Source organism: Streptomyces sp. NPDC049597, assembly GCF_040675505.1.
Classification (GTDB): domain Bacteria; phylum Actinomycetota; class Actinomycetes; order Streptomycetales; family Streptomycetaceae; genus Streptomyces.
Genome location: NZ_JBFAOY010000026.1, coordinates 19,122 through 43,860, shown reverse-complemented (window position 1 = coordinate 43,860; position 24,739 = coordinate 19,122). Strand labels below are relative to the sequence as shown.

Below are 24,739 nucleotides of genomic sequence, written 5' to 3'. Positions count from 1 at the left end.
TGTCCACAGCCTGTGTACAGCGGCGACCGCCGGCGACCTGGTTTGACCGGATGGCGTAGCCGCGCGTACCGTAACCAGGTCGAGTTGTCGATGGCTGCTGCCGCCTGCCTCCGATGGGCAAAGATCACGGTCTGTGATTGTGAAGCGGTGCACTCGGGCGTAATCGCGAGCTACTCGTGGGCGCACGGTGACAGCCAGGCGATGTCCCGCCATCAACGAATCATTTCTGGAGCCCCCGAGTGAGCAAGCGCACCTTCCAGCCGAACAACCGTCGTCGCGCGAAGACCCACGGTTTCCGTCTGCGCATGCGTACCCGTGCCGGCCGCGCGATCCTCGCGTCCCGCCGCAGCAAGGGTCGCGCCCGCCTGTCCGCCTGATCGCGTACAGGTCATGACGTGCTGCCTTCCGAGAATCGGCTGAGGCGGCGCGAGGACTTCGCGACTGCGGTACGCCGAGGACGCCGGGCCGGACGCCCGCTTCTCGTCGTCCATCTACGCAGCGGTGCAACGGACCCGCACGCGCCTGGGGAGAGCGCTCCCCCGACGTGTGCGGGTTTCGTCGTGAGCAAGGCCGTGGGCGGTGCCGTCGTACGCAACAAGGTCAAGCGGAGACTGCGCCACCTCATGCGTGATCGGCTCTCCGAGCTGCCCCCCGGTAGCCTGGTGGTCGTACGGGCGCTGCCCGGTGCGGGCGACGCCGAACATGCACAGCTGGCCCGAGACCTGGACGCCGCTCTGCAGCGGCTGCTGGGAGGGGGCGCGCGATGAAGTACCCACTGCTGGCACTGATCAAGATCTATCAGTGGACGATCAGCCCGCTGCTGGGACCGGTCTGCAGGTACTACCCGTCGTGTTCCCACTATGGATTTACGGCCATCGACCGGCACGGTGCGGTGAAAGGCACAGCCCTGACCGCCTGGCGGATCCTGCGGTGCAATCCGTGGTCGCCCGGCGGTGTGGATCATGTGCCTCCGCGCAAGCGCCCACGGTGGCACGAAATGCTGCGCGATGCCTTGCGCGGCAGCAAGGGCGGGCACTCCGCCGCTGATGTGCCTGCCCCGGGGTCGGCCCCCGGAACCCCGAGCCCGGCCGCAGAGACCTCGCCCAATGCTCAAGGAGCCTGATTAGTGGACACGATTGCCAGTCTCTTCAGTTTTATCACCACACCTGTCTCGTGGATCATCGTCCAGTTCCACAAGCTCTACGGGGCGATCTTCGGCCCGGACACGGGCTGGGCCTGGGGACTGTCCATCGTGTCGCTGGTGATCCTCATCCGGATCTGCCTGATCCCGCTCTTCGTGAAGCAGATCAAGTCGACCCGGAACATGCAGGCGCTCCAGCCGAAGATGAAGGCGATCCAGGAGCGCTACAAGAACGACCGACAGCGTCAGTCCGAAGAGATGATGAAGCTGTACAAGGAGACGGGGACCAACCCCCTCTCCTCGTGCCTGCCCATCCTTGCGCAGTCGCCGTTCTTCTTCGCTCTGTACCACGTGCTCAGCAAGATCGCCTCGGGTGACGAGATCGGGGTGCTCAACAAGAGCCTCGTGGACAGCGCGCGTGAGGCGCACATCTTCGGTGCTCCGATCGCCGCGAAGTTCATGGACGACCCGGCCAAGGTCGAGGCGCTCAACGCCTCCCTGACGGACGTGCGCATCGTCACCGCGATCATGATCATCCTGATGTCGGCGTCGCAGTTCTACACGCAGCGCCAGCTGATGCAGAAGAACGTCGACCTCACCGTCAAGACGCCGTACATGCAGCAGCAGAAGATGCTGATGTACATCTTCCCGGTGATCTTCGCCGGCATGGGCATCAACTTCCCGGTCGGTGTCCTCGTCTACTGGCTGACCACCAACGTGTGGACCATGGGCCAGCAGATGTACGTGATCAACCAGAACCCGACGCCGGGCAGCAAGGCCCAGGACCACTACCTGCAGCGCCTCCTCAAGAGCGTCGTCGCGCACGGCGAGGTGCGCTCGCGCCGCAGGCGCTCGGTCGTCCAGGCGATCGTGGCCAAGGGGTCGGACCGCAATGAGAACGAGCGCCGGTTCATCACCGGGCTGGCCAAGGCCGGCCTGACCGCCCAGGCGGACGGCACCGTGGCGAAGAGCGAGACGGCGGTGGCCGAGGCCGAGGGCGGCAGCGGCGCCCAGCGGCGCCAGCAGCCCAAGCGGCAGAGCAAGGCGCGGCGTCAGTCCGCCGCCGGCACCGCGGGTGCCGCAAAGGGTGCCGAAGACCCGGCCGACTCCGTGTCCAAGACGTCGCTGCAGAAGGACGAGTCCGCCGAGGGTGTCCAGCCCAAGGCCGGCGGTGGCAAGGCCACCGGATCCCGCCAGACCAAGCCCGGGCAGGCTAAGTCCGGGCAGCGCAAGGGCCAGCAGCGCCCCAAGCACCCGTCGTCCAAGAAGTAAGAAGGAGTCCATCCGTGACGGAAGGCACCATCTCCGCCGCCGCCGAGGGTGGCGACACCCTGACCCGCCTCGAGCAGGAAGGGGAGATCGCGGCCGATTACCTCGAGGGCCTGCTCGACATCGCCGACCTCGACGGTGACATCGACATGGACGTCGAGGCAGACCGCGCCGCGGTCTCGATCATCAGTGACGCGGGCAGCCGGGACCTGCAGAAGCTCGTGGGCCGGGACGGCGAAGTCCTCGAGGCGCTTCAGGAGCTGACGCGCCTGGCTGTGCACCGTGAGACAGGTGACCGCAGCCGTCTCATGCTCGACATCGCCGGGTTCCGGGCGAAGAAGCGCACCGAGCTGGCCGAGCTCGGCGCCAAGGCGGCCAACGAGGTCAAGACCACCGGCGAGCCGGTGAAGCTCGACCCCATGACGCCCTTCGAGCGCAAGGTCGTCCACGACGCGGTCGCGGCCGCCGGCCTGCGCAGTGAGTCCGAGGGCGAGGAGCCCCAGCGCTTCGTCGTCGTTCTCCCTGCCTGACCCCCCGTGTTCCCTCGGCCCCGTCTGTTCGCAGGCGGGGCCGATCCTTGTCAGCCTGATAGTCAGCCATCACAGCCCCTGTGCGGCAGTGCGGTACGGAAGGACGGTTCCCGTGACGGAGGCAGCGGAGCTTCCCCAGGCGCCCGAGGCGGCGCGGACGGTGTTCGGAGAGCTTTTTCCCGAGGCCGTGCGGTATGCGGAGCTGCTCGCGGATGCGGGGGTCAAGCGCGGCCTGATCGGCCCGCGTGAGGTTCCCCGGTTGTGGGAGCGACACCTGCTGAACTGCGCTGTGCTCTCCGAGGTCGTCCCGGAGGGGGTAACGGTGTGTGACGTCGGCTCGGGTGCCGGTCTGCCGGGCATCCCGCTCGCCCTCGTCCGGCCGGACCTCAAGATCACCCTGCTCGAACCCTTGCTGCGGCGTACGAACTTTCTGCAGGAGGTCGTCGAGCTGCTGGGTCTGGACCATGTGACCGTGGTCAGGGGCCGGGCGGAGGAGATGCTGGGGAAGGTGCCCCCGGTGCATGTGGTGACCGCGCGAGCCGTGGCGCCGCTGGACCGCCTCGCCGGCTGGGGCGTCCCGTTGCTCCGTCCTTACGGCGAGATGCTGGCTCTCAAGGGCGACACCGCCGAGGAGGAGATCCAGAGCGCCCGGGCCGCGCTGAGCAAGCTCGGTGTCGTGGAGACCTCGGTTCTCCATGTCGGCGAAGGCATCGTCGACCCGTTGTCCACCGTCGTACGGGTCGAGGTGGGTGAAAGTCCCGGCGGTGTGAGGTTCGCCGCCAAGCGCGCGAAGGCCGCAAGGACGAGTCGAACCCGTCGTCGTCGATGACCTTCAGCACGCTGAGCCATACAAGCTTCCATACGTACGCATTTCGGAGTGTCGTCCCGGTTCGGTGATACGGCGCAGGCATCGTGTTTCACGTGAAACGTCGCTCACTGCTGCAGGGAATCATCAGCCGCGGCCGTGCTGCCGCACCGATGAGGGGTCGCAAGCCCCTCGTGCGGGCTACCGAGTTGTCCACAGAGGTGGATTCATCCACAGATCCACGGGCCTCGCTGGTTCACGACCCCGAAAGCATGGCAGGCTCTCTTCATCGCGAGCCTGAAGTCGAGGAGAGTGAATCCTTGCGGTCCGACGCCAACATCGCGGGACCGATGACCGATCCGGTCCCCGGTCCCCGTACCGAGTCCCCGGGGGAGGATGTTTCACGTGAAACACCGCCGCCCATGGACGACACCCCCATCGGCCGTGCTGCTCAGCTGGCCGTGGAGGCGCTGGGGCGTGCCGGTGAGGGGCTGCCCCGACCTGAGCAGACACGCGTCATGGTTGTCGCCAATCAGAAGGGCGGCGTAGGGAAGACCACCACCACGGTCAACCTTGCCGCCTCGCTCGCCCTGCATGGAGCGCGCGTTCTGGTGGTGGACCTCGACCCCCAGGGCAACGCCTCCACGGCGCTGGGAATCGATCACCATGCGGAAGTTCCCTCGATTTATGACGTCCTGGTGGAGAGCAAGCCCCTCGCCGAGGTGGTCCAGCCCGTCCCCGACGTCGAAGGACTCTTCTGCGCTCCCGCCACCATCGATCTCGCCGGTGCGGAGATCGAGCTGGTGTCGCTGGTGGCGCGGGAGAGCAGACTTCAGCGCGCCATCCAGGCGTACGAGCAGCCGCTGGACTACATCCTGATCGACTGCCCGCCGTCGCTCGGCCTGCTGACCGTCAACGCACTCGTCGCGGGCGCGGAGGTCCTCATCCCCATTCAGTGCGAGTACTACGCGCTGGAGGGGCTGGGCCAGTTGCTGCGGAATGTCGATCTGGTGCGAGGACACCTCAATCCCGCGCTTCATGTATCGACGATCCTCCTCACCATGTACGACGGCCGGACGCGGCTCGCTTCCCAGGTGGCGGAGGAGGTGCGCAGCCACTTCGGGGATGAGGTCCTGCGTACGAGCATTCCCCGGTCGGTGCGCATCTCGGAGGCCCCGAGCTACGGACAGACGGTCCTGACCTACGATCCGGGTTCCAGCGGCTCCCTGTCCTACCTTGAAGCCGCCCGGGAGATTGCTCTCCGTGGCGTGGGGCTCCACTACGATCCCCAGCACGCCCATGCAGCTCAGAACAACCAGCAGAATGTGTCGGAGGGGATCCAGTGAGCGAGCGACGTAGAGGATTGGGGCGTGGGCTCGGTGCGCTGATCCCCGCGGCTCCCCAGGAGCAGCAGGCGCCCGCCTCGGCGGGCGGCGCCACGCCCTCTTCGGCGGCGGTTCCGGTGCTGACCACGGACCGTGGGGTGGCGGCTGCGAAGGTCGCCACACTCCCCGCGGCCGCTGCCGCGCCGGACGGCATCGGTTCCGTCGTCGACGCCGACTCCGCACTGCAGCCGAGCGAGCCGGCGGGAGCGCATTTCGCGGAGGTGCCGCTCGATGCGATCACCCCCAATCCGCGACAGCCGCGTGAGGTCTTCGACGAGGACGCTCTTGCCGAGCTGATCACCTCCATCAAGGAGGTCGGCCTCCTCCAGCCCGTCGTCGTACGGCAGTTGGGGCAAGACCACTACGAGCTCATCATGGGCGAGCGCCGCTGGCGGGCGTGCCGAGAGGCCGGGCTGGAGCGGATCCCTGCGATCGTCCGGCACACCGAGGACGAGAAGCTTCTGCTGGACGCCCTGCTGGAGAACCTCCACCGGGCACAGCTGAACCCGCTGGAAGAGGCGGCTGCCTACGACCAACTGCTCAAGGACTTCGACTGCACCCATGACCAGTTGGCCGACCGCATCGGGCGCTCGCGTCCGCAGGTCTCCAACACGCTGCGCCTCCTGAAGCTGTCACCGCCCGTGCAGCGCAGGGTCGCTGCCGGTGTCCTCTCCGCGGGACACGCGCGGGCGCTGCTCTCCGTGGACGACTCGGAGGAGCAGGACAGGCTGGCCCACCGCATCGTGGCCGAGGGCCTCTCGGTACGGGCGGTCGAGGAGATCGTCACTCTGCTCAACTCCGACCCCAAGAGCACGCCGAAGCCCAAGAGCCCGCGAGCCGGGACTCGGCTGTCCCCGGCGCTCAGCGATCTCGCCTCCCGGCTGTCGGACCGCTTCGAGACGCGGGTGAAGGTCGACCTCGGGCTGAAGAAGGGAAAGATCGTCGTCGAGTTCGCATCGATAGACGACCTCGAGAGGATCCTCGGCACCCTGGCCCCCGGAGAGGGCCGCGTCCTGGAGAAGGGGCTCGGCGAGCTCGCCGAGGACGAGGACGTCTGAGGCTCCTCGATCTTCGCCGTCGTCACAGGCGGGTCGTGTTCCGACGAGACACGACCCGCCTTTTGCCGTAGTGCGGTATCCGTGTCAGGGCTGGGTGGATACGATGCGTTCTGGTACGACGCATCCACCTTGAGCCACCTCAGAGGGAGGGCGGGGGCCATGCGAGCGGTGAGCCGCAGCCAACTGGTGACAGCCGGTCTGGGACTTGGGGCAGTAGGCGGATTCGTCAGCAGCCTGCTTTGGGAGAGGAGCGCGCTGGCAGCCGCGCGGAGCGCGGCAGATCAGGGAAGAGAGGGTGAGTCTCCATGGGGCGCCGACTCGTACCGCTCACGCTCGACAACCTTTCGGACCTTCCCCAGCGCTGTCGTTCGTGTGTCTTCTGGGAGCTTGATCCGGTCAGCGGCGAAGCAGCGGTAAAGGCGGGGACTCCTCAGCTCGAGAAGGAGGCCTGGATCTCGGCGGTCCTTCTCGACTGGGGCTCGTGCGGCCGTGTCGTCTACGTCGACGACGCTCCGGTCGGCTTCGTTCTCTATGCGCCGCCGGCCTATGTGCCCCGGTCGATGGCCTTTCCGACGAGCCCCGTCTCCGCGGACGCGGTGCAGCTCATCACCGCCTGGGTCATGCCGGGGTATCAAGGGCAGGGACTGGGGCGAGTGATCGTCCAGACAGTCGCCAAGGACCTGCTGCGGCGTGGATTCCGGGCCATCGAGGCGTTCGGCGATGCGCGGTGGAAGGAGCCTGCGTGTGTCCTGCCGGCCGACCATCTGCTCTCGGTGGGGTTCAAGACGGTGCGTTCGCATCCGACGCACCCCCGGCTGCGGCTCGAGCTGCGGACGACACTCTCCTGGAAGGAAGACGTCGAGCTGGCCCTCGATCGGCTGTTGGGCGCGGTGCAGAAGGAGCCGGCGCTCCGGCCGCTGTGAGACTGACATGAGAATGGGCTCACCCCCACATCGGGGGTGAGCCCATTCGATGTTTCACGTGAAACGGGAGGCGGTGACTACTCGCCGATGAAGCTCTCGAGGTCGCGGATGATCGCGGCCTTCGGCTTGGCGCCGACGATGGTCTTGGCGACCTCACCGTTCTGGTAGACGTTCAGCGTCGGGATGGACATGACGCCGTACTTCGCAGCGGTGGCCGGGTTCTCGTCGATGTTGAGCTTCACGACCTGGATCTTGTCGCCGTGCTCGGCCGCGATGGCCTCCAGGGACGGCGCGATCTGGCGGCAGGGGCCGCACCAGGCAGCCCAGAAGTCCACCAGGACGGGCTTGTCGCTCTTGAGGACGTCCTCTTCGAAGGAGTCGTCGGTCACGTTCTTCAGGTCGCCGGCCACGGCGTCCTCCTTACTTCTTTGCGGGGTGTAGGGGAGTGCGGTGCGGGGGTCAGACCACAGGGGTCTTCTCGGGCTCGGCGACCTTCTCGCTGTCCGAGAGGGCGGCGAGGAAGCGCTCGGCGTCCAGGGCGGCGGAGCAGCCCGTGCCGGCGGCCGTGATGGCCTGGCGGTAGGTGTGGTCGACGACGTCACCGGCGCCGAAGACACCGGGCAGGTTGGTGCGCGTGGACGGCGCGTCGACCTTGAGGTAGCCCTCCTCGTCGAGCTCCAGCTGGCCCTTGAAGAGCTCGGTGCGAGGGTCGTGGCCCACTGCGATGAACAGGCCGGTGACGGCGAGCGGCGAGGTCTCACCCGTCTTGGTGTTGCGCAGGGTCAGACCGGAGAGCTTCGGGTCGCCGTGGATCTCGGCGACTTCGCTGTCCCAGGCGAACGAGATCTTCGGGTCTGCGAAGGCGCGCTCCTGCATGGCCTTGGAGGCGCGCAGCGTGTCACGGCGGTGGACGATCGTGACGGACTTTGCGAAGCGCGAGAGGAAGGTGGCCTCCTCCATGGCGGTGTCGCCACCACCGATGACGGCGATGTCCTGGTCCTTGAAGAAGAACCCGTCACACGTGGCGCACCAGGAGACGCCGCGTCCGGAGAGGGCGTCCTCGTTCGGCAGCCCCAGCTTGCGGTGCTGGGAGCCGGTGGTGACGATCACGGCCTTCGCGCGGTGCACGGTTCCGGCGGTGTCGGTGACGGTCTTGATCTCGCCCGTGAGGTCGACGGCCACGACATCGTCGGGGACGAGCTCGGCGCCGAAGCGCTCGGCCTGGGCGCGCATGTTGTCCATCAGATCCGGACCCATGATGCCGTCGCGGAAGCCGGGGAAGTTCTCCACCTCGGTCGTGTTCATCAGCGCGCCACCGGCGGTGACGGCGCCCTCGAACACCAGCGGCTGCAACGACGCGCGCGCGGTGTAGAGCGCGGCCGTGTAGCCCGCGGGCCCGGAGCCGATGATGATCACATTGCGGACGTCGCTCACGGGTTTCTTCCTCGTCTCTGCAGACTGCCTACTGCCTACGGGGGCGGGTACAGGGTCTCACCCCACCCAACGGATCCTACGGGGCTTGCATTCCCGGGGCGTCGGAGCGGCACAGACAAGGTCTCAGTCGCGAGGGTAGGACTCCGAGTGCAGCAGCTTTCCGGGGCCGGCGGCTGCCTTGCCGAGGCAGTCGGCGTCGACGACGTACGCCTGGACCCGCGTCGCGTCGGTGGCGTGCGCCATGACCACGAGGTAGGCGTCGACACCCGCATAGCGGCCCTGCTCGAAGGCGAGGGGGCGATCGGAGCGGCCGGTCCCCTGCTGGATGCATACAGGTACCGACGTCTCGGGTGAGCTCTTGGGCGAGACGGTGGAGGACTCGGTGTCGAGCGGCGGCACCTTCTCGATCCTCGGCTCGGTGTGAGCGTCCCCAGCGAGCAGCGTGTGTACGCGGTCCTGGATGGGCGCTCCGGAGAACTCTCCGGTGGCGGCGCTGACGCTGGCGTCCTTGGTGCTGGAGTCGCTCCCCGATTGGGTCTGCACCGATTGGAGGAGCAGGACGCTGACCCCGACAGCGGCAGCCCCGAACACGGCGCCGAGCACGGCCACGCGCCGACGGCGGGTCCGACGGTTACGGCCGGGGCCAGTCGCGGCACGCGAGTGGCCTGCGGGGCGGTCGGCCGCGGGGGCGGTCGCCTCGGCCGAAGACGGGGCCGGTGCTGTTTCACGTGAAACATGCGCGGGTTCGGAGGGGGCGCTGGCGGCCAGGAGCGCCTCGGCAGCGAGGGCGGCGTCGATCCGGCCGGCAATGTCGGCCGGCATCCGGCCGGTCCCCGGCAGCGTCCCCAGCAAGCCGCGGATCTCTTCGAGCGAGCTGCGGACATCTGCGCAGAGGGAGCAGTCGTCGAGGTGACGGCGTACCTCAGCAGCACGGGAGGGGGAAAGAAGACCTTCCGTGAGGTCGGAGATCTCCGAGACGTCCGGGTGCTGTGCTGTGCCGGCCCTGTCGGTCGAGGATGTCACGCGCGCCCACCTCCACCCTTCACAGCCGCAGGCCCGTTCGGCCCTGTGTCTCTTGCTCCCGACTCCGGTGGGACGGATGTCCCCGGCGTCCGGTTCCTTCCCCCGCTGACGTCGGGGTTATCCCCGCGTTCCGTACGGAGGTGGGTGAGCATGGGCAGCAGTCGGGCGCGGCCCCGGGCGCACCGGCTCTTGATCGTCCCGGTGGGTACGTCGAGGATCCGTGCGGCTTCCGCGACGGGGTATCCCTGCATGTCCACCAGGACGAGCGCGGCTCGCTGGTCCGGCGGCAGTGTGGCCAGCGCGGCCAGGAGTTGGCGGTGGAGGTCCTGGCGCTCGGCCGGAGCCTCGGCGGACTCGTGAGGCTCCAGCAGCTGTTCCAGACGCTCCGTGTCGTCGACGGGAGAGGTCTTGCGGGATGCCGCTTTGCGGGCGCGGTCGAGGCAGGCGTTCACTGTGATGCGGTGCAGCCACGTGGTGACGGCAGACTGGCCGCGGAAGGTGTGCGCGGCGCGGAAGGCGGAAACGAGGGCGTCCTGGACCGCGTCCGCAGCCTCCTCCCTGTCCCCCAGCGTGCGCAGCGCCACGGCCCACAGCCGGTCGCGGTGGCGCCGCACGAGCTCACCGAAGGCGTCGGGGTCACCGGAGACATGGCGGGCCAGCAGATCCTGGTCGCTCGCGCCGCCGAGTGTGGCGTCGTCCAACGGTGAGCCCCCTCCCCGCTTCTGTCAGCCGGTGAACGTGACGTCCGTGATGCCTTGCTTGTAACCGGTTCCGCTGAACTCGTCCTTCGACGAGTACGGCATCGCAGTCATCCAGAGCAGGACATAGCGGCTCGCCACCGGCTTCTTGGCCGTCAATTTCAATGCCAATCCGCTGGTCTGTCCGGAGGAGATCTGCGTCATGGAGCTCACCGGGCCGGACGGGGACAGGGAATCGGCTGCGTAGAGGCTGATCGTGGTGTGATCTCCGCCGTAGCGCAACGCTATGGACGCGCTGGAGACGTCCTTTTCCGAACCGAGGTCGAAGACGATGCCCACACCCTGCTTCACCGACGGAGCGAACTCCGGTCCGTCGAAGTAGCTCTTGGTCCGCCAGTAGGTGCTGCTGTCGCCGTCGTGTGTCGCTCCCGCATTCCCCGCGTTCTGGGGGGATCCGTCCGGGGCGTACTCCTGGGCCGCCTGGATCCTCAGGGGGACGGGAGCCTTGGGCCTCTCGTCCTCGCCACCCGTGACGGTCGTCGGTGACGTCTTGGGCTCCTGGGCGCCCTGCTCCTGTCCGAGCAGCTTGTCGGCCACCTGCCAGCTTCCGAGCCCCAGGGCGGCGATGAGGAGTGCGGACACGGCCCACTTCAACGCCTTGCCGGTGCGGCTCTCCAACGGGGCGGGCGGTGTGGGCGAGGCCTGCGTGACACCCATGCCCGGCCGGACGGCGGCGCGCCCGTAGTTGCCCTGCTGGTAGGTGGTGCGCTGGTACTCCGGGGGCGCGGTGAAGGCCGGCTCCGGCGGGCGGATGCGCGGCATCGCGGCGACCGCCTTGGCCAGTTCGTCGGGCGTGGTGCAGGGCGGCTCCTGACGGGAGGCGGTGGCACCGTCGTTGACGAGAGCGCGCATGGCCAGTTCGGACAGTCCACGGTGGACGCCGGCACGTACCTGGTCGGGTGCGACAAGCCCGACGCCCTTGGGAAGCCCGGAGAGACCGTAGGCGTCGTTCTCGTAGGGCCAGCGCTGGGTGAGCGCGGCGTACAGCAGGGCGCCGATCGCCTCGGTGTCGGTGCGCTGGGGGCGCTCGGCGGAGATGCCGCGCAGCGCGGCGTTCACCGCGAGGCCACGGATGCGGTACTGGCCGGTCGAGGTACGCAGAACCGCGCCGGGCGTCAGCCGCAGATGGGCGAGCCCCTCGCGGTGGGCCGCGGCCATGGCCAACGACACCTGCTCGACGAGTTGGTACGCGTCATGCGGTTCGAAAGGCCCTGAGGCCAGCAGCGTGGTCAGTTCGACGGCGTCGGGGAGCCATTCGTGCACGACGTAGACCAGGTCGTTCTCCTCGACGGCGTCGAGGACCTGGACGAAGCGTGGATCGCCGAGGAGAGCCGATGAACGGGCGGCGGCGAGAACGGAACGGGCCCTGGGATGGTCCGCGGGCAGGAGGTGGACGCCGACGGCGCGGCGCAGTTTCTCGTCGACGGCTCGCCAGCTGCTGAAACCGTCCAACCGGGTGACGCACTCCTCCAGACGGTAGCGTCTGGCGAGTTTGTGGCCACTGTGCAGTTCAGGCGTCGACAGGGCGAGGTCTTTGTCCTTGGTCCCGGTCTTCGCCTCGCCGTCCGTCTCCGGTGCGGTCGTCTCCGCAGTCTTCTGGGATTCTGCCGCCCCGTCGGTCGTGGCCTTGCCCGCCTGCGCGGTCAGCGGTTCGTCCCCGCCGTTGTCGGCCACGTCGACGGCAGCCGTGCTACGTTCCGCCACCGTCGTTCCTGCCTCCCCATCCGTTGCGCCATATCCAAACGCCATGCCAATTGTGCCCACAGTCGGACGCTATGCACGACACACGACGTCCGACGAAGGTTGTGCCAGAGCCCGTCCGTCCTAGCGGCCGAGACGTCCACGGACCATGCCGACCATGGCGTTGAGCTCTGCGATGCGCATCCTCTTCGCCGCCACGAGGAAGACGCCCATCAGTACGGCTCCACCGGCGACCAGCGCCACCAGCGAGCCACCCGCGCCGCTGCCCAGGCCCCTCATGACGCCGAAGGCTGCCGCACCGCCCGCGATCGCGGCCGGCACCGACGCCAGGGAGAGCCGTGCGTAGGTCCGCATCACATGAGAGCCGTCCAGATCGCCGCCGAGGCGCTTCTTGAGCCGCCGCCAGGCGACCCCGACACCCACCGCGTACGCGAGACCGTAGGACGCACCCATGCCGACGACGGCCCATTGGGCGGGCAGCAGCGCGTAACACAGGGCGGACGCCCCTGCGTTGACCCCTGCGACGATGACCGTGTTGTAGAAGGGCGTCCTGGTGTCCTCGTAGGCGTAGAAGCCGCGCAGGACGACGTACTGCACGGAGTAGGGGATCAGGCCGAGGCCGAAGGCCATCAGGATGAAGCCCATGCCCCGTGCGGCTTCCTGGCCGGTGGACGCGAACAGCAGCGTGGACATCGGAACGCCCAGCGCGAGGAAGGCGAAGGAGACCGGGACGATGGCGACCGCGCTGTTGCGCAGACCCTGGGAGATGTCGTCGCGCACGGCGCCCGGGTCGTCGTCGTGGGCGGCGCGCGAGATGCGCGGCAGCAGGGCGGCCATCACGGAGACCGTGATGATGGCCTGCGGCATGCCCCAGATGAGCTGGGCGTTGGTGTAGGCGATGAAGCCCGCGCCCTGCTTGCCCGACGCCTCGCCCGCCGCGGTGGCGAGCTGGGTGACGACGAGGACACCGGCCTGGTTCGCGAGAACGAAGAGCACCGTCCACTTGGCCAGCTTCACCGTCTTGCCGAGACCGTGGCCCTTCCAGTCGAAGCGCGGACGGAAGCGGAAGCCGGTCTCTCGCAGGTACGGAATCATCGCCAGCGCCTGGACGACCAGGCCGAGGAGCGTTCCGATGCCGAGCAGGCGGACGCCCTCCGGTGGAATCGTCTGCACACCCATCTGCGATTCGGCCGAGGTGCCGTACACCCAGATGAAGAGGCCGAACGTGGTGATCATGACGATGTTGTTGAGGACCGGCGTCCACATCATCGCGCCGAACTTGCCGCGGGCGTTGAGGATCTGGCCCATGACGACATGGATGCCCATGAAGAAGATCGTGGGCAGGCAGTACCGGGCGAAGGTGACGGCGACGCTGTTCGACGCCGGATCGCCCGCAATCGTGTCCGACATCAGCTGGATCAGCAGCGGTGCGGCGAACACGGCGATGGCGACGATGGAGCCGAGTGCCACCATCACCAGGGTGAGCAGGCGGTTGGCATACGCCTCGCCGCCGTCGTCGTCGTTCTTCATCGCGCGCACCAGCTGTGGCACGAAGACCGAGTTGAGCCCGCCGCCGACGGTGAGGATGTAGATCATCGTCGGCAGGGTGTAGGCGACGGTGAACGTGTCACCGAGGAGAGCGGCGCCAAGGGCAGCGGTGATCACAAGGCTGCGCACGAACCCGGTCAGGCGGGAGACCAGCGTGCCCGCCGCCATCACGGCGCTGGACTTCAGCAGACCGGAGGCCCGCCCTGCCGGCTTCTTCGGGGGTGCGGGCGTCGCCGGCACCGGTTCGGGTGCCGGGGCCGGGTGGCCGGAGGCCTGCTGGTCCCGGAAGAGGTGAGCGAACGCGTCGGGCTCCGGTTCCTTTTCGCCGGCGCGGGTGACGAGGTCGTCCACGCCCGTGAACTGGGTGGTTCCGGCGGCGTCCCCGTATGGCAGGTGCCGGGAGGGACCCTCCGGCTCGGGCGGGGGCGTCTGTGCCCAGACCCGGGGGTCGGGGGCGTATTCGGACGGCGGAGGCTGCTGGTAGAGCGGCTGCGGCTCCTGGTAGGTCCCGGAGGGCGGCGGAGGATGCGCAGACCGGTCGTAGAGCGCCTCGGCCACCGGGTCCTGGGCGGACAGATCCTGGGCCTGGAAGGGGTCGGGAGCGTACGCGTCCTGGAGGTAGGGGTCCTGGTAGGGCTCGGGAGCGGGCTGATGCGGCGGCGGGACCTGGCCGGCCGGGTTTCCACCCGAGCCCTGGCCACGGTCACCGTCGTACGGCGCGTTCATGACTACCCCACCTCATCGTCCCCGGCCGACCGGCCACACATCGCTCAACGGTCCACTTTCTCACCAGCGCCCGACGGGTCGCCGCTTTCGGGTCGGGTGTCCGGTCCGGGGTCACTCGCCTGCCCGGGATCCGGGTTTTCGATGTCACCCCGCGTGCTCTCGGTCTCGTCCGAGGCGGTGTCGTCGTCCGTCGACACCTGCTCGGACTCCGCGCCCTCCGCCTCGCGAGCGGCGGCGCGCTTGCGCTGGGTGTACATCCTGATGCCTGCGAGGACCAGAAGCAGGACGCCGCCGGCGATGACGAGCATGACCGTCGGTGTGATCTCGGAGACCTTCACCGTGAAGTTCATGGCCTTGCCGTACAGCTTGCCGTCCTGCGTGAAGAGCTGCGCCGTCATCTGGACCTGACCGTTGGCATTGGCCGAGGCGGGGAACTTCACCGTCTGGCTGTGGCCGCCGTCGATCCGGATCTGCTGTTCGGTGACGCCCTTGTCGCCGTCGAGGTTCAGACGCGTGGGGTTGTGCGACGTGAGCCGGAGCACCAGATGGTCGATGCCCTGGACCAGCTCGTTCTGCACGGTGACCGGAATCGTGGCGCTCCGGCCCGAGAGGGTCACGTCCGACTTCTCGATCAGCTGGACCTCTTCGGTGAGGTCCCGCAGATAGCTCCGCACCCCGTTGCGGTACTGCTGCGCCGCCACGGGGTTCGCCCGCCAGGACACCGACAGCTCGCGGTCGATCGCCCTGCCGAAGGGCGTGTTCACCCGGTCCGCCTGGGTGAGGATGCCCTCGAACATGTCGAGGGTCTCCTGGGTGCCCCGGACGTCCTGGAAGGCCACGACGGGCAGCTCCTGCTTACGCAGCTTGCCCGGGTACTGGGAGCTGCGGGGCACCGCGGTGTTGGCGTCGGGGTCCGGCTTGGAGCCGGCGGCCGCGACGAGGTCGAGCGGCTGGGTCCAGCGCTGGTTGCCGAGGGCCTGCAGAGCTCGCGCCATGGACTGGGCCTGGGCTGCCGTGGGCACGCGCTGCGGGGCGACGACGATGCTGCGCTGCTTGTCGGGGGCCTGGTGCGTCACGGCGAGCGTCTGGGCGAGGAACTCCTGGACGGCGAGCGTCGAGGAGTCCGACCGGGTCATGTCGCCATGGAAGGCCTTGGAGAGCCGTGAGTCGGCGACGACCGCGGTCGTGCCACCGCCGATGGGCCGCGCCGCGGTGGGCGTGTAGCCCAGGTTGTCCTGGAGGCTGTCGCTGCGGGCGATCACATTGTGCGCACCGGCCGATGTGGCCACATCGACGATCGACGAGTCGACCGCGCCCTCCACGGGCCAGGCGAAGTCGGTCGACGCCTTCACGTGGAGGACCGTTTCGACTGTGGTCGCGGCGACCTCGGTGGCCGGCTGGAGGTGGCTGAGCGATCCGGAGACGGACTTGCCGCGGTGCGCCAGCGAGGCCAGGTCGGGATCGGCGAACGGCAGGGCGACCACCTTGCGGTCCCGGACCGCTGCTTGGAGATCGCTCAGCCAGCGCTTGGCCACGGCCTGGTTCTTGCCCGCGACCGTGGTGTTCCCCTTCTTGACCTCGTAGTTCCGCGTCATGGCGTCCACGGTTGCCAGCAGGTCCGGATCGATGACCCAGGTGACCGGCAGCTCCTTGCCGAGGGAGACGAGCTGGTCGAGCCGCCCGCCGATGGACAGCTCGGCCGCCAGCGACTCGTCCTCGAAGACGGGCGTCTGCTGCTCGTCGGAGCCCGTCTCGGAGGTGAGATGCGTGGAGGAGATGAGCGGCCACATATACGTGAGGCGGGTTTTCTTCTCCGGTGGCTCCGGCTGCCACGGCAGGAAAGTCCGCTCGATGCCCAGCACCTGGTCGTACGGCAGGTTCGCGGTCTGTCCCGAGAGCGAGACGCCGAGCTGGTAGACGCCCCCGTCCTCGGCGAGGTCGAGTTCGTCGGCGGGCACGGAGAGCCGGAAGTCATGGCTGATGCCGGAGGCGAGGCGGGGGATCTCAACCGAGTACTTGGTGTCGATCGCCGCACCGTCGAGGCCCGGGTTGTAGCCGGTGCGCTCCGCGACGCGATCGATGGCGGTCCTGCCGAAGAGCTTCTGCCCGACCCGCAGATCGACGTGCGCGTCGGTGATCGTCTGCTTGCCCTCGTTGATCACCGTGCCGGAGATGGTGATCGTGTCCTTCTCGCCCGGCGTCGCCGGCGTGAACGTGTCGAGAGACACATCGACGGTCCGTGATCCGGTGGCGTCCTCCGCGGCATGCGCGGTCGGCGCCGCGGGGCCGACCAGCAGCCCCGCAAGGAGTGGTGCGCCGGTGAGCAGTGAGGCTGAGCGACGCAGCCACCGGCGGGCAGGAGAAGTACGCATCCCCTGGAAGTCTGCCGCCTCGGCCACGCGCTCGCCCGTCCCTCGTCGTCTGCTTGCCGGTGGTGGTTCTCTGGTTCTTGCGTCCACGCATGGTAACGATGCCCGCTGGGTCGACGTGCCGCGGACTGCATCACAAGATCGCAAGGCCTCCGCCGGGCCGCCGTAAACAGGGGCGCTCCGGTCCGCCGGGGCACGTACCCTTTTCTGTTGTGCCGAACGCCAATGAAGACAACCCCACTGCCCTGAGCCAGGTGCAACGCCGCGCGGTGAGCGAACTGCTGCGGGTGTCCCCGGTCGCCGACGACCTTGCCCGCCGTTTCCAGGAGGCCGGGTTCAGCCTCGCCCTGGTCGGCGGGTCGGTACGTGACGCACTTCTCGGTCGGCTCGGCAACGACCTCGACTTCACGACGGACGCTCGGCCCGAGGACGTACTGAAGATCATCCGGCCGTGGGCGGACTCGGTCTGGGACGTCGGCATCGCCTTCGGCACGGTCGGAGCCCAGAAGGAAGGCCGCGTCGGTGACGACGTGCAGCGCTTCCAGATCGAGGTGACCACCTACCGGTCGGAGTCCTACGACCGGACGTCGCGCAAGCCGGAGGTGTCCTACGGCGACTCGATCGAGGAGGACCTCGTCCGTCGGGACTTCACGGTGAACGCCATGGCCGTCGCCCTTCCCGAGAAGGTGTTCGTCGATCCGCACGGCGGCCTCGAGGACCTCGCGGCCCGAGTACTGCGGACGCCCGGCACCCCTGAGGAGTCCTTCTCGGACGATCCGCTGCGGATGATGCGCGCCGCCCGGTTCGCGGCCCAGCTCGATTTCGAGGTGGCGCCCGACGTGGTGGCTGCCATCAAGGCGATGGCGCAGCGCATCGAGATCGTCTCCGCTGAACGGGTGCGCGACGAACTGAACAAGCTGCTGCTGTCCGCGCAGCCCCGCAAGGGGCTGGGGCTGCTCGTCGACACGGGGCTCGGGGAGTACGTCCTGCCAGAGTTGCCGGCACTCCGCCTGGAGAGCGACGAGCATCACCGTCACAAGGATGTGTACGAGCATTCACTCACCGTGCTCGACCAGGCGATCGCCCTCGAGGACGAGGGTCCGGATCTGGTGCTGAGGCTCGCGGCGCTGCTCCATGACATCGGAAAGCCGAGGACGCGGCGGTTCGAGAAGGACGGGCGTGTCTCCTTCCATCACCACGAGGTGGTGGGCGCGAAGATGACCAAGAAGCGGATGACGGCGCTCAAGTACTCGAACGAGATGGTCAAGGACGTCGCGCGGCTGGTCGAGCTGCACCTGCGCTTCCACGGCTACGGGACCGGCGAATGGACCGACTCGGCGGTGCGACGCTACGTGCGAGACGCCGGACCGCTGCTGTCGCGGCTGCACAAGCTCACCCGCTCGGACTGCACGACCCGGAACAAGAGGAAGGCGTCTGCGCTCTCCCGGGCCTATGACGGTCTGGAGGAGCGCATCGCCCAGCTGCAGCAGCAGGAGGAGCTGGACGCGATCCGGCCGGACCTCAACGGCAACCAGATCCAGGAGGTCCTGGGCGTTGGTCCCGGTCCCGTGATCGGCAAGGCGTACGCGTTCCTTCTCGATCTGCGTCTGGAGAACGGTCCGATGGAGCACGATGCCGCGGTTGCCGCACTCAAGGAGTGGTGGGCGGCTCAGGGCTGAGCGTGAAACGGTGCGATGTTTCACGTGAAACATCGCACCGCGATGACGGTCGGGGCGGTGTTTCACGTGAAACACCGCCCCGAGCGCTTTGCGTCAGGCCAGCTCCCCTGTGCGCCTCCAGCGCTCCAGCATCGCCGCGACCCCTGCGTGGATGGCTGCGATCAGGCCGATGAGTGGAGCCGACCTGCCGTCCGGCGGCAGCATGAGGGCGGCGATACCGGCCGCTCCGACGAAGCCCACGTTGAACAACACGTCGTAGAGAGCGAAGACCCTGCCACGGAAGGCGTCGTCCGTGGCGGTCTGGACAATCGTGTCCGTCGCGATCTTCGCTCCTTGGGTGACGAGCCCCAGAATGAAAGCGGCGACCAGCATCGGCCCCGGAGCGAACGGCAGTCCCAGTGCCGGTTCCAGGACGGCTGCCGCCGCGGCGCAGCCGACCATCCAGCCGTACCGCCCGAGGCGACCGATCCCCCAGGGCGACAGTACGGCGGCGGCGAAGAATCCCGCTCCCGAGACCGCGAGTGCCAGGCCGAGGAGGGCGAGCCCGTCGGATTCGGTCTCGGTCCACGCGTAGCGGCAGAGCATCAGCACCATCACGGTGAACGCGCCGTAGCAGAATCGCATGAGGGTCATCGCCGCCAAGACGTGGGCGGCGGGCGGTCGTTGGGTCAGATGCCGCAGGCCGTCCAGCAGCCCGCGCGCCGTGGACGCGATCGCCGTGAACAGACGAGGCTGAACGAGTTCCGGATCCGGGCCGAGCAGCTCGCGCCCCATGCGCAGCGACGCCAGGGCGGAGGCGAGGTAGAGCGCGGCCCCGACCAGTACCACCACGGCATCGGAATCGGCGACGACGAGGCGGACGAGGAAGGCCAGCCCGCCGCCCGCGGTGGCGGCGAGAGTTCCGGCGGTGGGCGACACGGAGTTGGCCATGACGAGCCGGTCCGCGTCGACCACACGAGGCAGGGCGGCCGAGAGCCCGGCCAGTACGAACCGGTTGACGGCCGTGACGGCGAGCGCGGAGGCATAGAAGAGCCAGTCCGGCACCGAGGCCAGAATGAGCAGCGCCGTGCAGCCTGCGAGCAGGGCACGCAGGAGATTGCCGTAGAGGAAGACCTGTCGGCGACGCCAGCGATCGAGGAGCACGCCTGCGAAGGGGCCCACGAAGGAGTAGGGGAGCAACAGCACGGCCATGGCGGAGGCGATCGCGGCCGGCGAGGTCTGCTTCTCCGGTGAGAAGACCACATGGGTGGCGAGAGCGACCTGGTAGACGCCGTCAGCCGACTGGGAGAGCAGCCGGACGGTCAGCAGTCGGCGGAAGTCGGTCAGGCGCAGTAGTACGCGCAGATCACGTACAGCGGGCATGCGAGCAAGGGTCACATACGAGGAGGGTCCCCGGGCCGATGACCCGGGGACCCTCCTCGATCGGACGGGACGAACGTTTAGCGCTCGACCTCGCCCTTGATGAACTTCTCGACGTTCTCGCGAGCCTGGTCGTCGAAGTACTGGACCGGCGGGGACTTCATGAAGTACGAGGACGCGGAGAGGATCGGGCCGCCGATGCCCCGGTCCTTGGCGATCTTCGCGGCGCGCAGGGCGTCGATGATGACACCCGCGGAGTTCGGGGAGTCCCACACTTCGAGCTTGTACTCGAGGTTCAGCGGGACGTCACCGAAGGCGCGGCCCTCGAGACGCACGTACGCCCACTTGCGGTCGTCCAGCCAGGCCACGTAGTCCGACGGGCCGATGTGGACGTTCTTCTCGCCCAGCTCGCGGTCCGGGATCTGCGAGGTGACGGCCTGCGTCTTCGAGATCTTCTTGGACTCCAGGCGCTCGCGCTCGAGCATGTTCTTGAAGTCCATGTTGCCGCCGACGTTCAGCTGCATCGTGCGGTCCAGGATGACGCCCCGGTCCTCGAAGAGCTTCGCCATCACGCGGTGCGTGATGGTGGCGCCGACCTGCGACTTGATGTCGTCGCCGACGATCGGGACACCGGCCTCGGTGAACTTGTCCGCCCACTCCTTGGTGCCGGCGATGAAGACCGGGAGCGCGTTGACGAACGCGACCTTGGCGTCGATGGCGCACTGCGCGTAGAACTTCGCCGCGTCCTCGGAACCGACGGGCAGGTAGCAGACCAGGACGTCGACCTGCCTGTCCTTGAGGACCTGGACGACGTCGACCGGGGCCTCGGCGGACTCCTCGATCGTCTGGCGGTAGTACTTGCCCAGACCGTCCAGGGTGTGACCGCGCTGCACGGTGACGCCGGTCGACGGCACGTCGCAGATCTTGATGGTGTTGTTCTCGCTGGCACCGATGGCGTCGGCGAGGTCGAGGCCGACCTTCTTGGCGTCCACGTCGAAGGCGGCCACGAACTCGACGTCACGAACGTGGTACTCGCCGAACTGGACGTGCATGAGACCCGGCACCTTGCCTGCCGGGTCGGCGTCCTTGTAGTACTCGACGCCCTGCACCAGCGAGGCGGCGCAGTTGCCCACGCCGACGATGGCTACGCGAACCGAACCCATTCCGGTTGCTCCCTGTGTGATCTCGGTATTCCGGATGAAACCCTGCGGAGCGCGGGGCTTCACTTGGCGGTGTCGTCGGACGGATCCGGCGGGGTGGAGCTGTCGGGAGGGGTCCCTCCGGATGACTCGTCGCCCTGGTGCCGGGGCAGGCCGCCCGTCGCTCCAGATGTGTTGTCCTGCTGAGCGGTGCTCTCGGGGAAGGGCCGTCGCTGATCCCGCCCCGCCCGCTCGCTCTCGATGAGCTCGTTCAGCCAGCGCACTTCGCGTTCCACGGACTCCATGCCGTGCCGCTGCAGTTCGAGCGTGTAGTCGTCGAGGCGCTCGCGGGTGCGGGCGAGAGAGGCGCGCATCTTCTCCAGGCGCTCCTCCAGCCGGCTGCGGCGTCCCTCCAGGACTCGCATCCGCACCTCGCGCTCCGTCTGTCCGAAGAAGGCGAAACGGGCTGCGAAGTGCTCGTCCTCCCAGGTGTCCGGGCCGGTGTGCGAGAGCAGCTCCTCGAAGTGCTCCTTACCTTCGGCCGTCAGCCGGTAGACGATCTTGGCGCGGCGCCCCGCCAGCGATGCGGCGAGGGCGTCCTCGGGTGCGTTTCCCGGTTCCTCGATCAACCAGCCGTTGGCGACGAGCGTCTTGAGGCAGGGGTAGAGGGTTCCGTAGCTGAAGGCCCGGAAGATTCCCAGCGAGGTGTTGAGCCGCTTGCGCAGCTCGTACCCGTGCATCGGGGCTTCGCGGAGCAGGCCGAGGACGGCGAACTCGAGGATGCCTGAGCGTCTGCTCACTGCCGCCTCCCTCGCCCGTCGGTGCCCGTATGCCGTTCCGATGTGTCGTGCTGATGTATCGATTCGATACATCAGCACGATAGAGCGGCGTCTCGCATGGGACAAGGGGTGCCTTCGTGAGCGGCGTCACATCACCAATTCGTCGGCGGTGAGTTGCCTGATATGGGGTGAACTTCGCCCCTCGGTGGGTTTTGACCGTGCGTAGTCTGTGCGGCATGCAGACCACCGGGAACCATGTGACGCCCTTGTGCGTCATCGCCGTGGATGCACAGCGGACGAGCTCTCCCGAGAGCTCGGCCGTATCCATTTCGGGGGGACCGGAACTCAACTGCCGCTTCCAGGCGTCTCGCCTGCCCGAGGAGTAGTCGTTCGATGAGCGAGCACCGACGCAAACCGCCGCAGCCGCAGGGTGGCGGGCGCGCCGCGGCCCGACGCGCCGCCCAGCAGTCCTCTGGGCGCCGTGCAGCACCCGGAAGGGGTGCCACGTCAGCCTCCCCTTCCGCTTCTCACGGGGAGGAGCGTCCCTACGGTGGCAGAGCCGAGGCCCGGCGCGCCGCCCAGCGGGGCGGTGGTCGCCGGCGCGTGGACGAGTCGGGGGCGGGCGGCAGGGCCGCGCGCCGCGGTGCCGCCGGAGCCGGAGCCGGCAAGAAGCGGCTGATCGACTACCCGCGGCACGACAAGTACGGATGGCGTCGCTGGATGCCCTCCTGGAAGCTCGTCGCGGGACTGTGCATCGGCTTCCTCGGGCTGCTGACCGTGGCCGCGGCCCTCGCGTACAGCACGGTCGCCATCCCCAAGGAGGCGGAGGCGGCCACGGCCCAGAACAACGTCTACTACTGGGCCGACGGCTCCCAGATGGCCGCCACGGGGGGCGAGGTCAACCGCCAGATCATCGGCATCGACCAGATCCCGCGGGCGATGCAGGACGCAGTGATCTCGGCGGAGAACAAGACGTTCGAGAAGGACTCGGGCATCGACCCGATGGGTATCACCCGCGCCGTGTTCAACATGGCCCGTGGCCAGGAGACCCAGGGTGGCTCCACGATCACCCAGCAGTATGTGAAGAACGCGCGGCTCGACGACCAGGACCAGACCCTGAGCCGTAAGGTCCAGGAGCTGTTCATCGCCATCAAGATCGACAGCGAGATGGACAAGCCCGACATCATGCAGGGCTATCTGAACACCTCCTACTACGGGCGGGGTGCCTACGGCATCCAGGCCGCGGCGCGCACGTACTACAACAAGGACGCGGAGAAGCTGAACGCCAGCGAGTGCGCGTTCCTCGCCTCGCTTCTCAAGGGCGCGACGTACTACGACCCGGCCGGCGCCACGGAGATCGACGCGAAGGCGACGGCTGAGGCCAACCGGGAGCGGGCCGAGAAGCGCTGGCGCTGGATCCTCGACGAGATGGTCAAGGACGGCCGCCTGGACGCCGGGGAGCGCGCCACGTACACCGAGTTCCCGGACCCCCAGAAGCCGAAGAAGAACGCCCAGCTGGGCGGGCAGATCGGCTACCTGGTGGACCTGGCCAAGGCCAACTTCCTCAACAAGTACGAGGGCATGACCGCCAACAAGCTGGCGCAGGGCGGCTACGAGATCCACACGACCTTCGACAAGAAGAAGGTCCAGGCGCTCGAGGCCACCATCAAGAACATCTACAAGAAGCACATCGACCCGGAGAAGCGGCCGGACACGGACACCCACGTCCAGTTCGGCGGCGCCTCCGTGGAGCCGGAGACCGGCAAGATCGTCGCGATCTACGGCGGTACCGACGCGACGAAGCACTTCACGAACAACGCCGACGCGACCGGTGCCCAGGTCGGATCGACGTTCAAGCCCTTCGTGCTGGCCGCCGCGATGCGGGACGGCGTGCGCGACCCCGAAGGCGAGAGCGAGCAGGGGCCCAGCCAGCGCACCATCGTCGACCCCGACAAGAGCCGGTACAACGGTGCCAACAAGCTCAAGATCAAGAACTACGACGGTTCGGTCTGGCGCAACGAGGAGGGCAAGGAGTGGCTGCAGCGCAACGACGGTGACGAGTCGTTCAAGAACATCAGCCTGCGCGAAGCCATGATCCACTCGGCCAACTCGCCGTTCGTGCAGCTCGGCATGGACATCGGCATCCCGCAGGTGCGAAAGGCGGCCGTCGACGCCGGCCTGCTGGAGTCCAGCCTGGTCAAGTCGGACGTCCCCTCGTTCTCCCTCGGAATCTCGGACCCCAGCGCGATCCGCATGGCGGGCGCGTACGGCACCTTCGCGGCCAACGGAAAGCAGCGCGACCCGTACTCCGTGACGTCCGTCGAGCACCAGGGCAAGACGATCTACAAGCACGAGGACAAGGCCGAGACGGCCTTCACCAAGGCCGTCGCCACCAATGTGACGGACGTGCTCCGCGATGTCGTCGACGACGACGAGGGCACGGGTAAGAACGCGCGCCTTCCCGGCCGTCAGGTCGCCGGCAAGACGGGTACCACCGACGACAACAAGTCCGCGTGGTTCGTCGGCTACACCCCGCAGCTGTCGACCGCCATCGACATGTACCGCCTCGACGACAACGAGAAGAGCGGCAAGAAGCGCGAATTCCTGAAGATGTACGGCACCGGTGACCGGGACACGATCCACGGTTCGTCGTTCCCGTCCGAGATCTGGCAGACGTACATGTCCCAGGCGCTCAAGGGCGCCAAGATCGTGGAGTTCGACGAGCCGGAGGAGCTCGACGCCGAGGCCGTCTGGGGCGGCGGCGCGGTCAGCCCCAAGCCGACGCCGAGCAGCAGCCCGTCCTCGAGCCCGTCCCCGTCGCCGTCGCCGAGCCCCTCCGAGAGCCCCTCGAAGAGCCCCGGCCGCCCCACGGAGTCGTGCAACCCGTGGGAGGACTGGACCTGCGATCCCACCGGCGGCACCGACGCCGGCACTGACCAGGGCGGGACCAACGGCGGGATCACGTCGAGCCCGACGACCTCGACCGGTACCGACACGGGCGGCGGAGGCAACGGCAACGGCGGAGGCAACGGCGGAGGCTTCATCGGAGGCTCCGACGGAACCGAGTAGCCGCCGCACGTAGGCCGGCACCCATCGAGGGCCGCCGTACCGGC

The 24,739-nt window shown here is 68.2% G+C and carries 21 protein-coding genes; 11 read left to right on the top strand and 10 right to left on the bottom strand.

Translation table 11 applies throughout. The annotated features are described in order from the left end of the window. The first annotated feature begins 239 nt into the window (after positions 1-239). The 9 genes from rpmH (at position 240) to AB0K02_RS25755 (ending at position 7,111) form a co-directional block, all read left to right on the top strand. Complete coding sequence (rpmH, locus tag AB0K02_RS25795; RefSeq protein WP_003956500.1) at positions 240-377, top strand: 50S ribosomal protein L34; 138 nt, start codon at positions 240-242, stop codon at positions 375-377. Between the two features lie 18 nt (positions 378-395). Next, entirely contained in the window at positions 396-767 is a 372-nt protein-coding gene (gene rnpA, locus AB0K02_RS25790; protein WP_365994900.1) for a ribonuclease P protein component, read from the top strand. Next, the gene (gene yidD, locus AB0K02_RS25785) at positions 764-1,123 is read left to right on the top strand and encodes a membrane protein insertion efficiency factor YidD (RefSeq protein ID WP_177149323.1); all 360 of its coding nucleotides are present in this window, start codon (positions 764-766) and stop codon (positions 1,121-1,123) included. The genes rnpA and yidD overlap by 4 nt, the downstream gene beginning before the upstream one ends. Before the next feature lie 3 nt (positions 1,124-1,126). Continuing rightward, positions 1,127-2,413: a membrane protein insertase YidC gene (yidC, locus tag AB0K02_RS25780; RefSeq protein WP_365994899.1), complete on the top strand. Its 1,287-nt coding sequence runs from the start codon at positions 1,127-1,129 to the stop codon at positions 2,411-2,413. A gap of 14 nt (positions 2,414-2,427) precedes the next feature. Then, positions 2,428-2,940: a R3H domain-containing nucleic acid-binding protein gene (locus AB0K02_RS25775; RefSeq protein WP_365994898.1), complete on the top strand. Its 513-nt coding sequence runs from the start codon at positions 2,428-2,430 to the stop codon at positions 2,938-2,940. Between the two features lie 112 nt (positions 2,941-3,052). After that, positions 3,053-3,769, top strand: a complete 717-nt coding sequence (gene rsmG / locus AB0K02_RS25770; protein WP_177149320.1) for a 16S rRNA (guanine(527)-N(7))-methyltransferase RsmG — start codon at positions 3,053-3,055, stop codon at positions 3,767-3,769. A 248-nt stretch (positions 3,770-4,017) separates the two neighbouring features. Further along, complete coding sequence (locus AB0K02_RS25765) at positions 4,018-5,091, top strand: ParA family protein (RefSeq protein ID WP_365994897.1); 1,074 nt, start codon at positions 4,018-4,020, stop codon at positions 5,089-5,091. Next, a complete protein-coding gene (locus AB0K02_RS25760; protein WP_365994896.1) occupies positions 5,088-6,188 on the top strand; it encodes a ParB/RepB/Spo0J family partition protein in 1,101 nt (366 codons plus the stop codon). The genes AB0K02_RS25765 and AB0K02_RS25760 overlap by 4 nt, the downstream gene beginning before the upstream one ends. A 305-nt stretch (positions 6,189-6,493) precedes the next feature. Then, on the top strand, positions 6,494-7,111 hold the full coding sequence (locus AB0K02_RS25755; RefSeq protein WP_365994895.1) for a GNAT family N-acetyltransferase: 618 nt from the start codon (positions 6,494-6,496) through the stop codon (positions 7,109-7,111). A gap of 77 nt (positions 7,112-7,188) precedes the next feature. Here the strand turns inward: AB0K02_RS25755 and trxA are convergent, their stop codons facing one another. The 7 genes from trxA to AB0K02_RS25720 all read right to left on the bottom strand — a co-directional run bounded on the left by trxA (position 7,189) and on the right by AB0K02_RS25720 (position 16,700). Continuing rightward, complete coding sequence (gene trxA / locus AB0K02_RS25750; protein ID WP_365994894.1) at positions 7,189-7,521, bottom strand: thioredoxin; 333 nt, start codon at positions 7,519-7,521, stop codon at positions 7,189-7,191. A 49-nt stretch (positions 7,522-7,570) separates the two neighbouring features. Beyond that, positions 7,571-8,545 carry a thioredoxin-disulfide reductase gene (trxB, locus tag AB0K02_RS25745; protein ID WP_365994893.1) on the bottom strand — a complete coding sequence of 325 codons (975 nt, stop codon included), beginning with the start codon at positions 8,543-8,545 and terminating at the stop codon, positions 7,571-7,573. Between the two features lie 123 nt (positions 8,546-8,668). Further along, complete coding sequence (locus tag AB0K02_RS25740) at positions 8,669-9,088, bottom strand: hypothetical protein (protein WP_365994892.1); 420 nt, start codon at positions 9,086-9,088, stop codon at positions 8,669-8,671. Between the two features lie 476 nt (positions 9,089-9,564). Continuing rightward, a complete protein-coding gene (gene sigM, locus AB0K02_RS25735) occupies positions 9,565-10,269 on the bottom strand; it encodes an RNA polymerase sigma factor SigM (RefSeq protein ID WP_365994891.1) in 705 nt (234 codons plus the stop codon). 24 nt (positions 10,270-10,293) lie between these two features. Then, positions 10,294-12,030 carry a protein kinase family protein gene (locus AB0K02_RS25730; RefSeq protein WP_365994890.1) on the bottom strand — a complete coding sequence of 579 codons (1,737 nt, stop codon included), beginning with the start codon at positions 12,028-12,030 and terminating at the stop codon, positions 10,294-10,296. Between the two features lie 120 nt (positions 12,031-12,150). Next, the gene (gene murJ, locus AB0K02_RS25725; protein WP_365994889.1) at positions 12,151-14,301 is read right to left on the bottom strand and encodes a murein biosynthesis integral membrane protein MurJ; all 2,151 of its coding nucleotides are present in this window, start codon (positions 14,299-14,301) and stop codon (positions 12,151-12,153) included. 44 nt (positions 14,302-14,345) lie between these two features. Then, positions 14,346-16,700, bottom strand: a complete 2,355-nt coding sequence (locus AB0K02_RS25720) for a DUF6049 family protein (protein ID WP_365994888.1) — start codon at positions 16,698-16,700, stop codon at positions 14,346-14,348. A 182-nt stretch (positions 16,701-16,882) separates the two neighbouring features. On the opposite strand from AB0K02_RS25720, the gene AB0K02_RS25715 reads away from it, so the two are divergent. Further along, positions 16,883-18,349, top strand: a complete 1,467-nt coding sequence (locus AB0K02_RS25715) for a CCA tRNA nucleotidyltransferase (protein WP_365994887.1) — start codon at positions 16,883-16,885, stop codon at positions 18,347-18,349. A gap of 93 nt (positions 18,350-18,442) precedes the next feature. On the opposite strand, the gene AB0K02_RS25710 is transcribed toward AB0K02_RS25715, so the two are convergent. From AB0K02_RS25710 to AB0K02_RS25700, 3 genes are all read right to left on the bottom strand, one after another. Next, complete coding sequence (locus AB0K02_RS25710) at positions 18,443-19,711, bottom strand: MFS transporter (protein ID WP_365994886.1); 1,269 nt, start codon at positions 19,709-19,711, stop codon at positions 18,443-18,445. A 77-nt stretch (positions 19,712-19,788) separates the two neighbouring features. Next, a complete protein-coding gene (locus AB0K02_RS25705) occupies positions 19,789-20,871 on the bottom strand; it encodes an inositol-3-phosphate synthase (protein WP_365994885.1) in 1,083 nt (360 codons plus the stop codon). A 59-nt stretch (positions 20,872-20,930) separates the two neighbouring features. Further along, the gene (locus tag AB0K02_RS25700; RefSeq protein WP_365994884.1) at positions 20,931-21,647 is read right to left on the bottom strand and encodes a helix-turn-helix transcriptional regulator; all 717 of its coding nucleotides are present in this window, start codon (positions 21,645-21,647) and stop codon (positions 20,931-20,933) included. A gap of 372 nt (positions 21,648-22,019) precedes the next feature. Here AB0K02_RS25700 and AB0K02_RS25695 point away from each other — a divergent pair, with 372 nt between their 5' ends. Then, entirely contained in the window at positions 22,020-24,695 is a 2,676-nt protein-coding gene (locus tag AB0K02_RS25695) for a transglycosylase domain-containing protein (protein WP_365994883.1), read from the top strand. Positions 24,696-24,739: the final 44 nt, after the last annotated feature.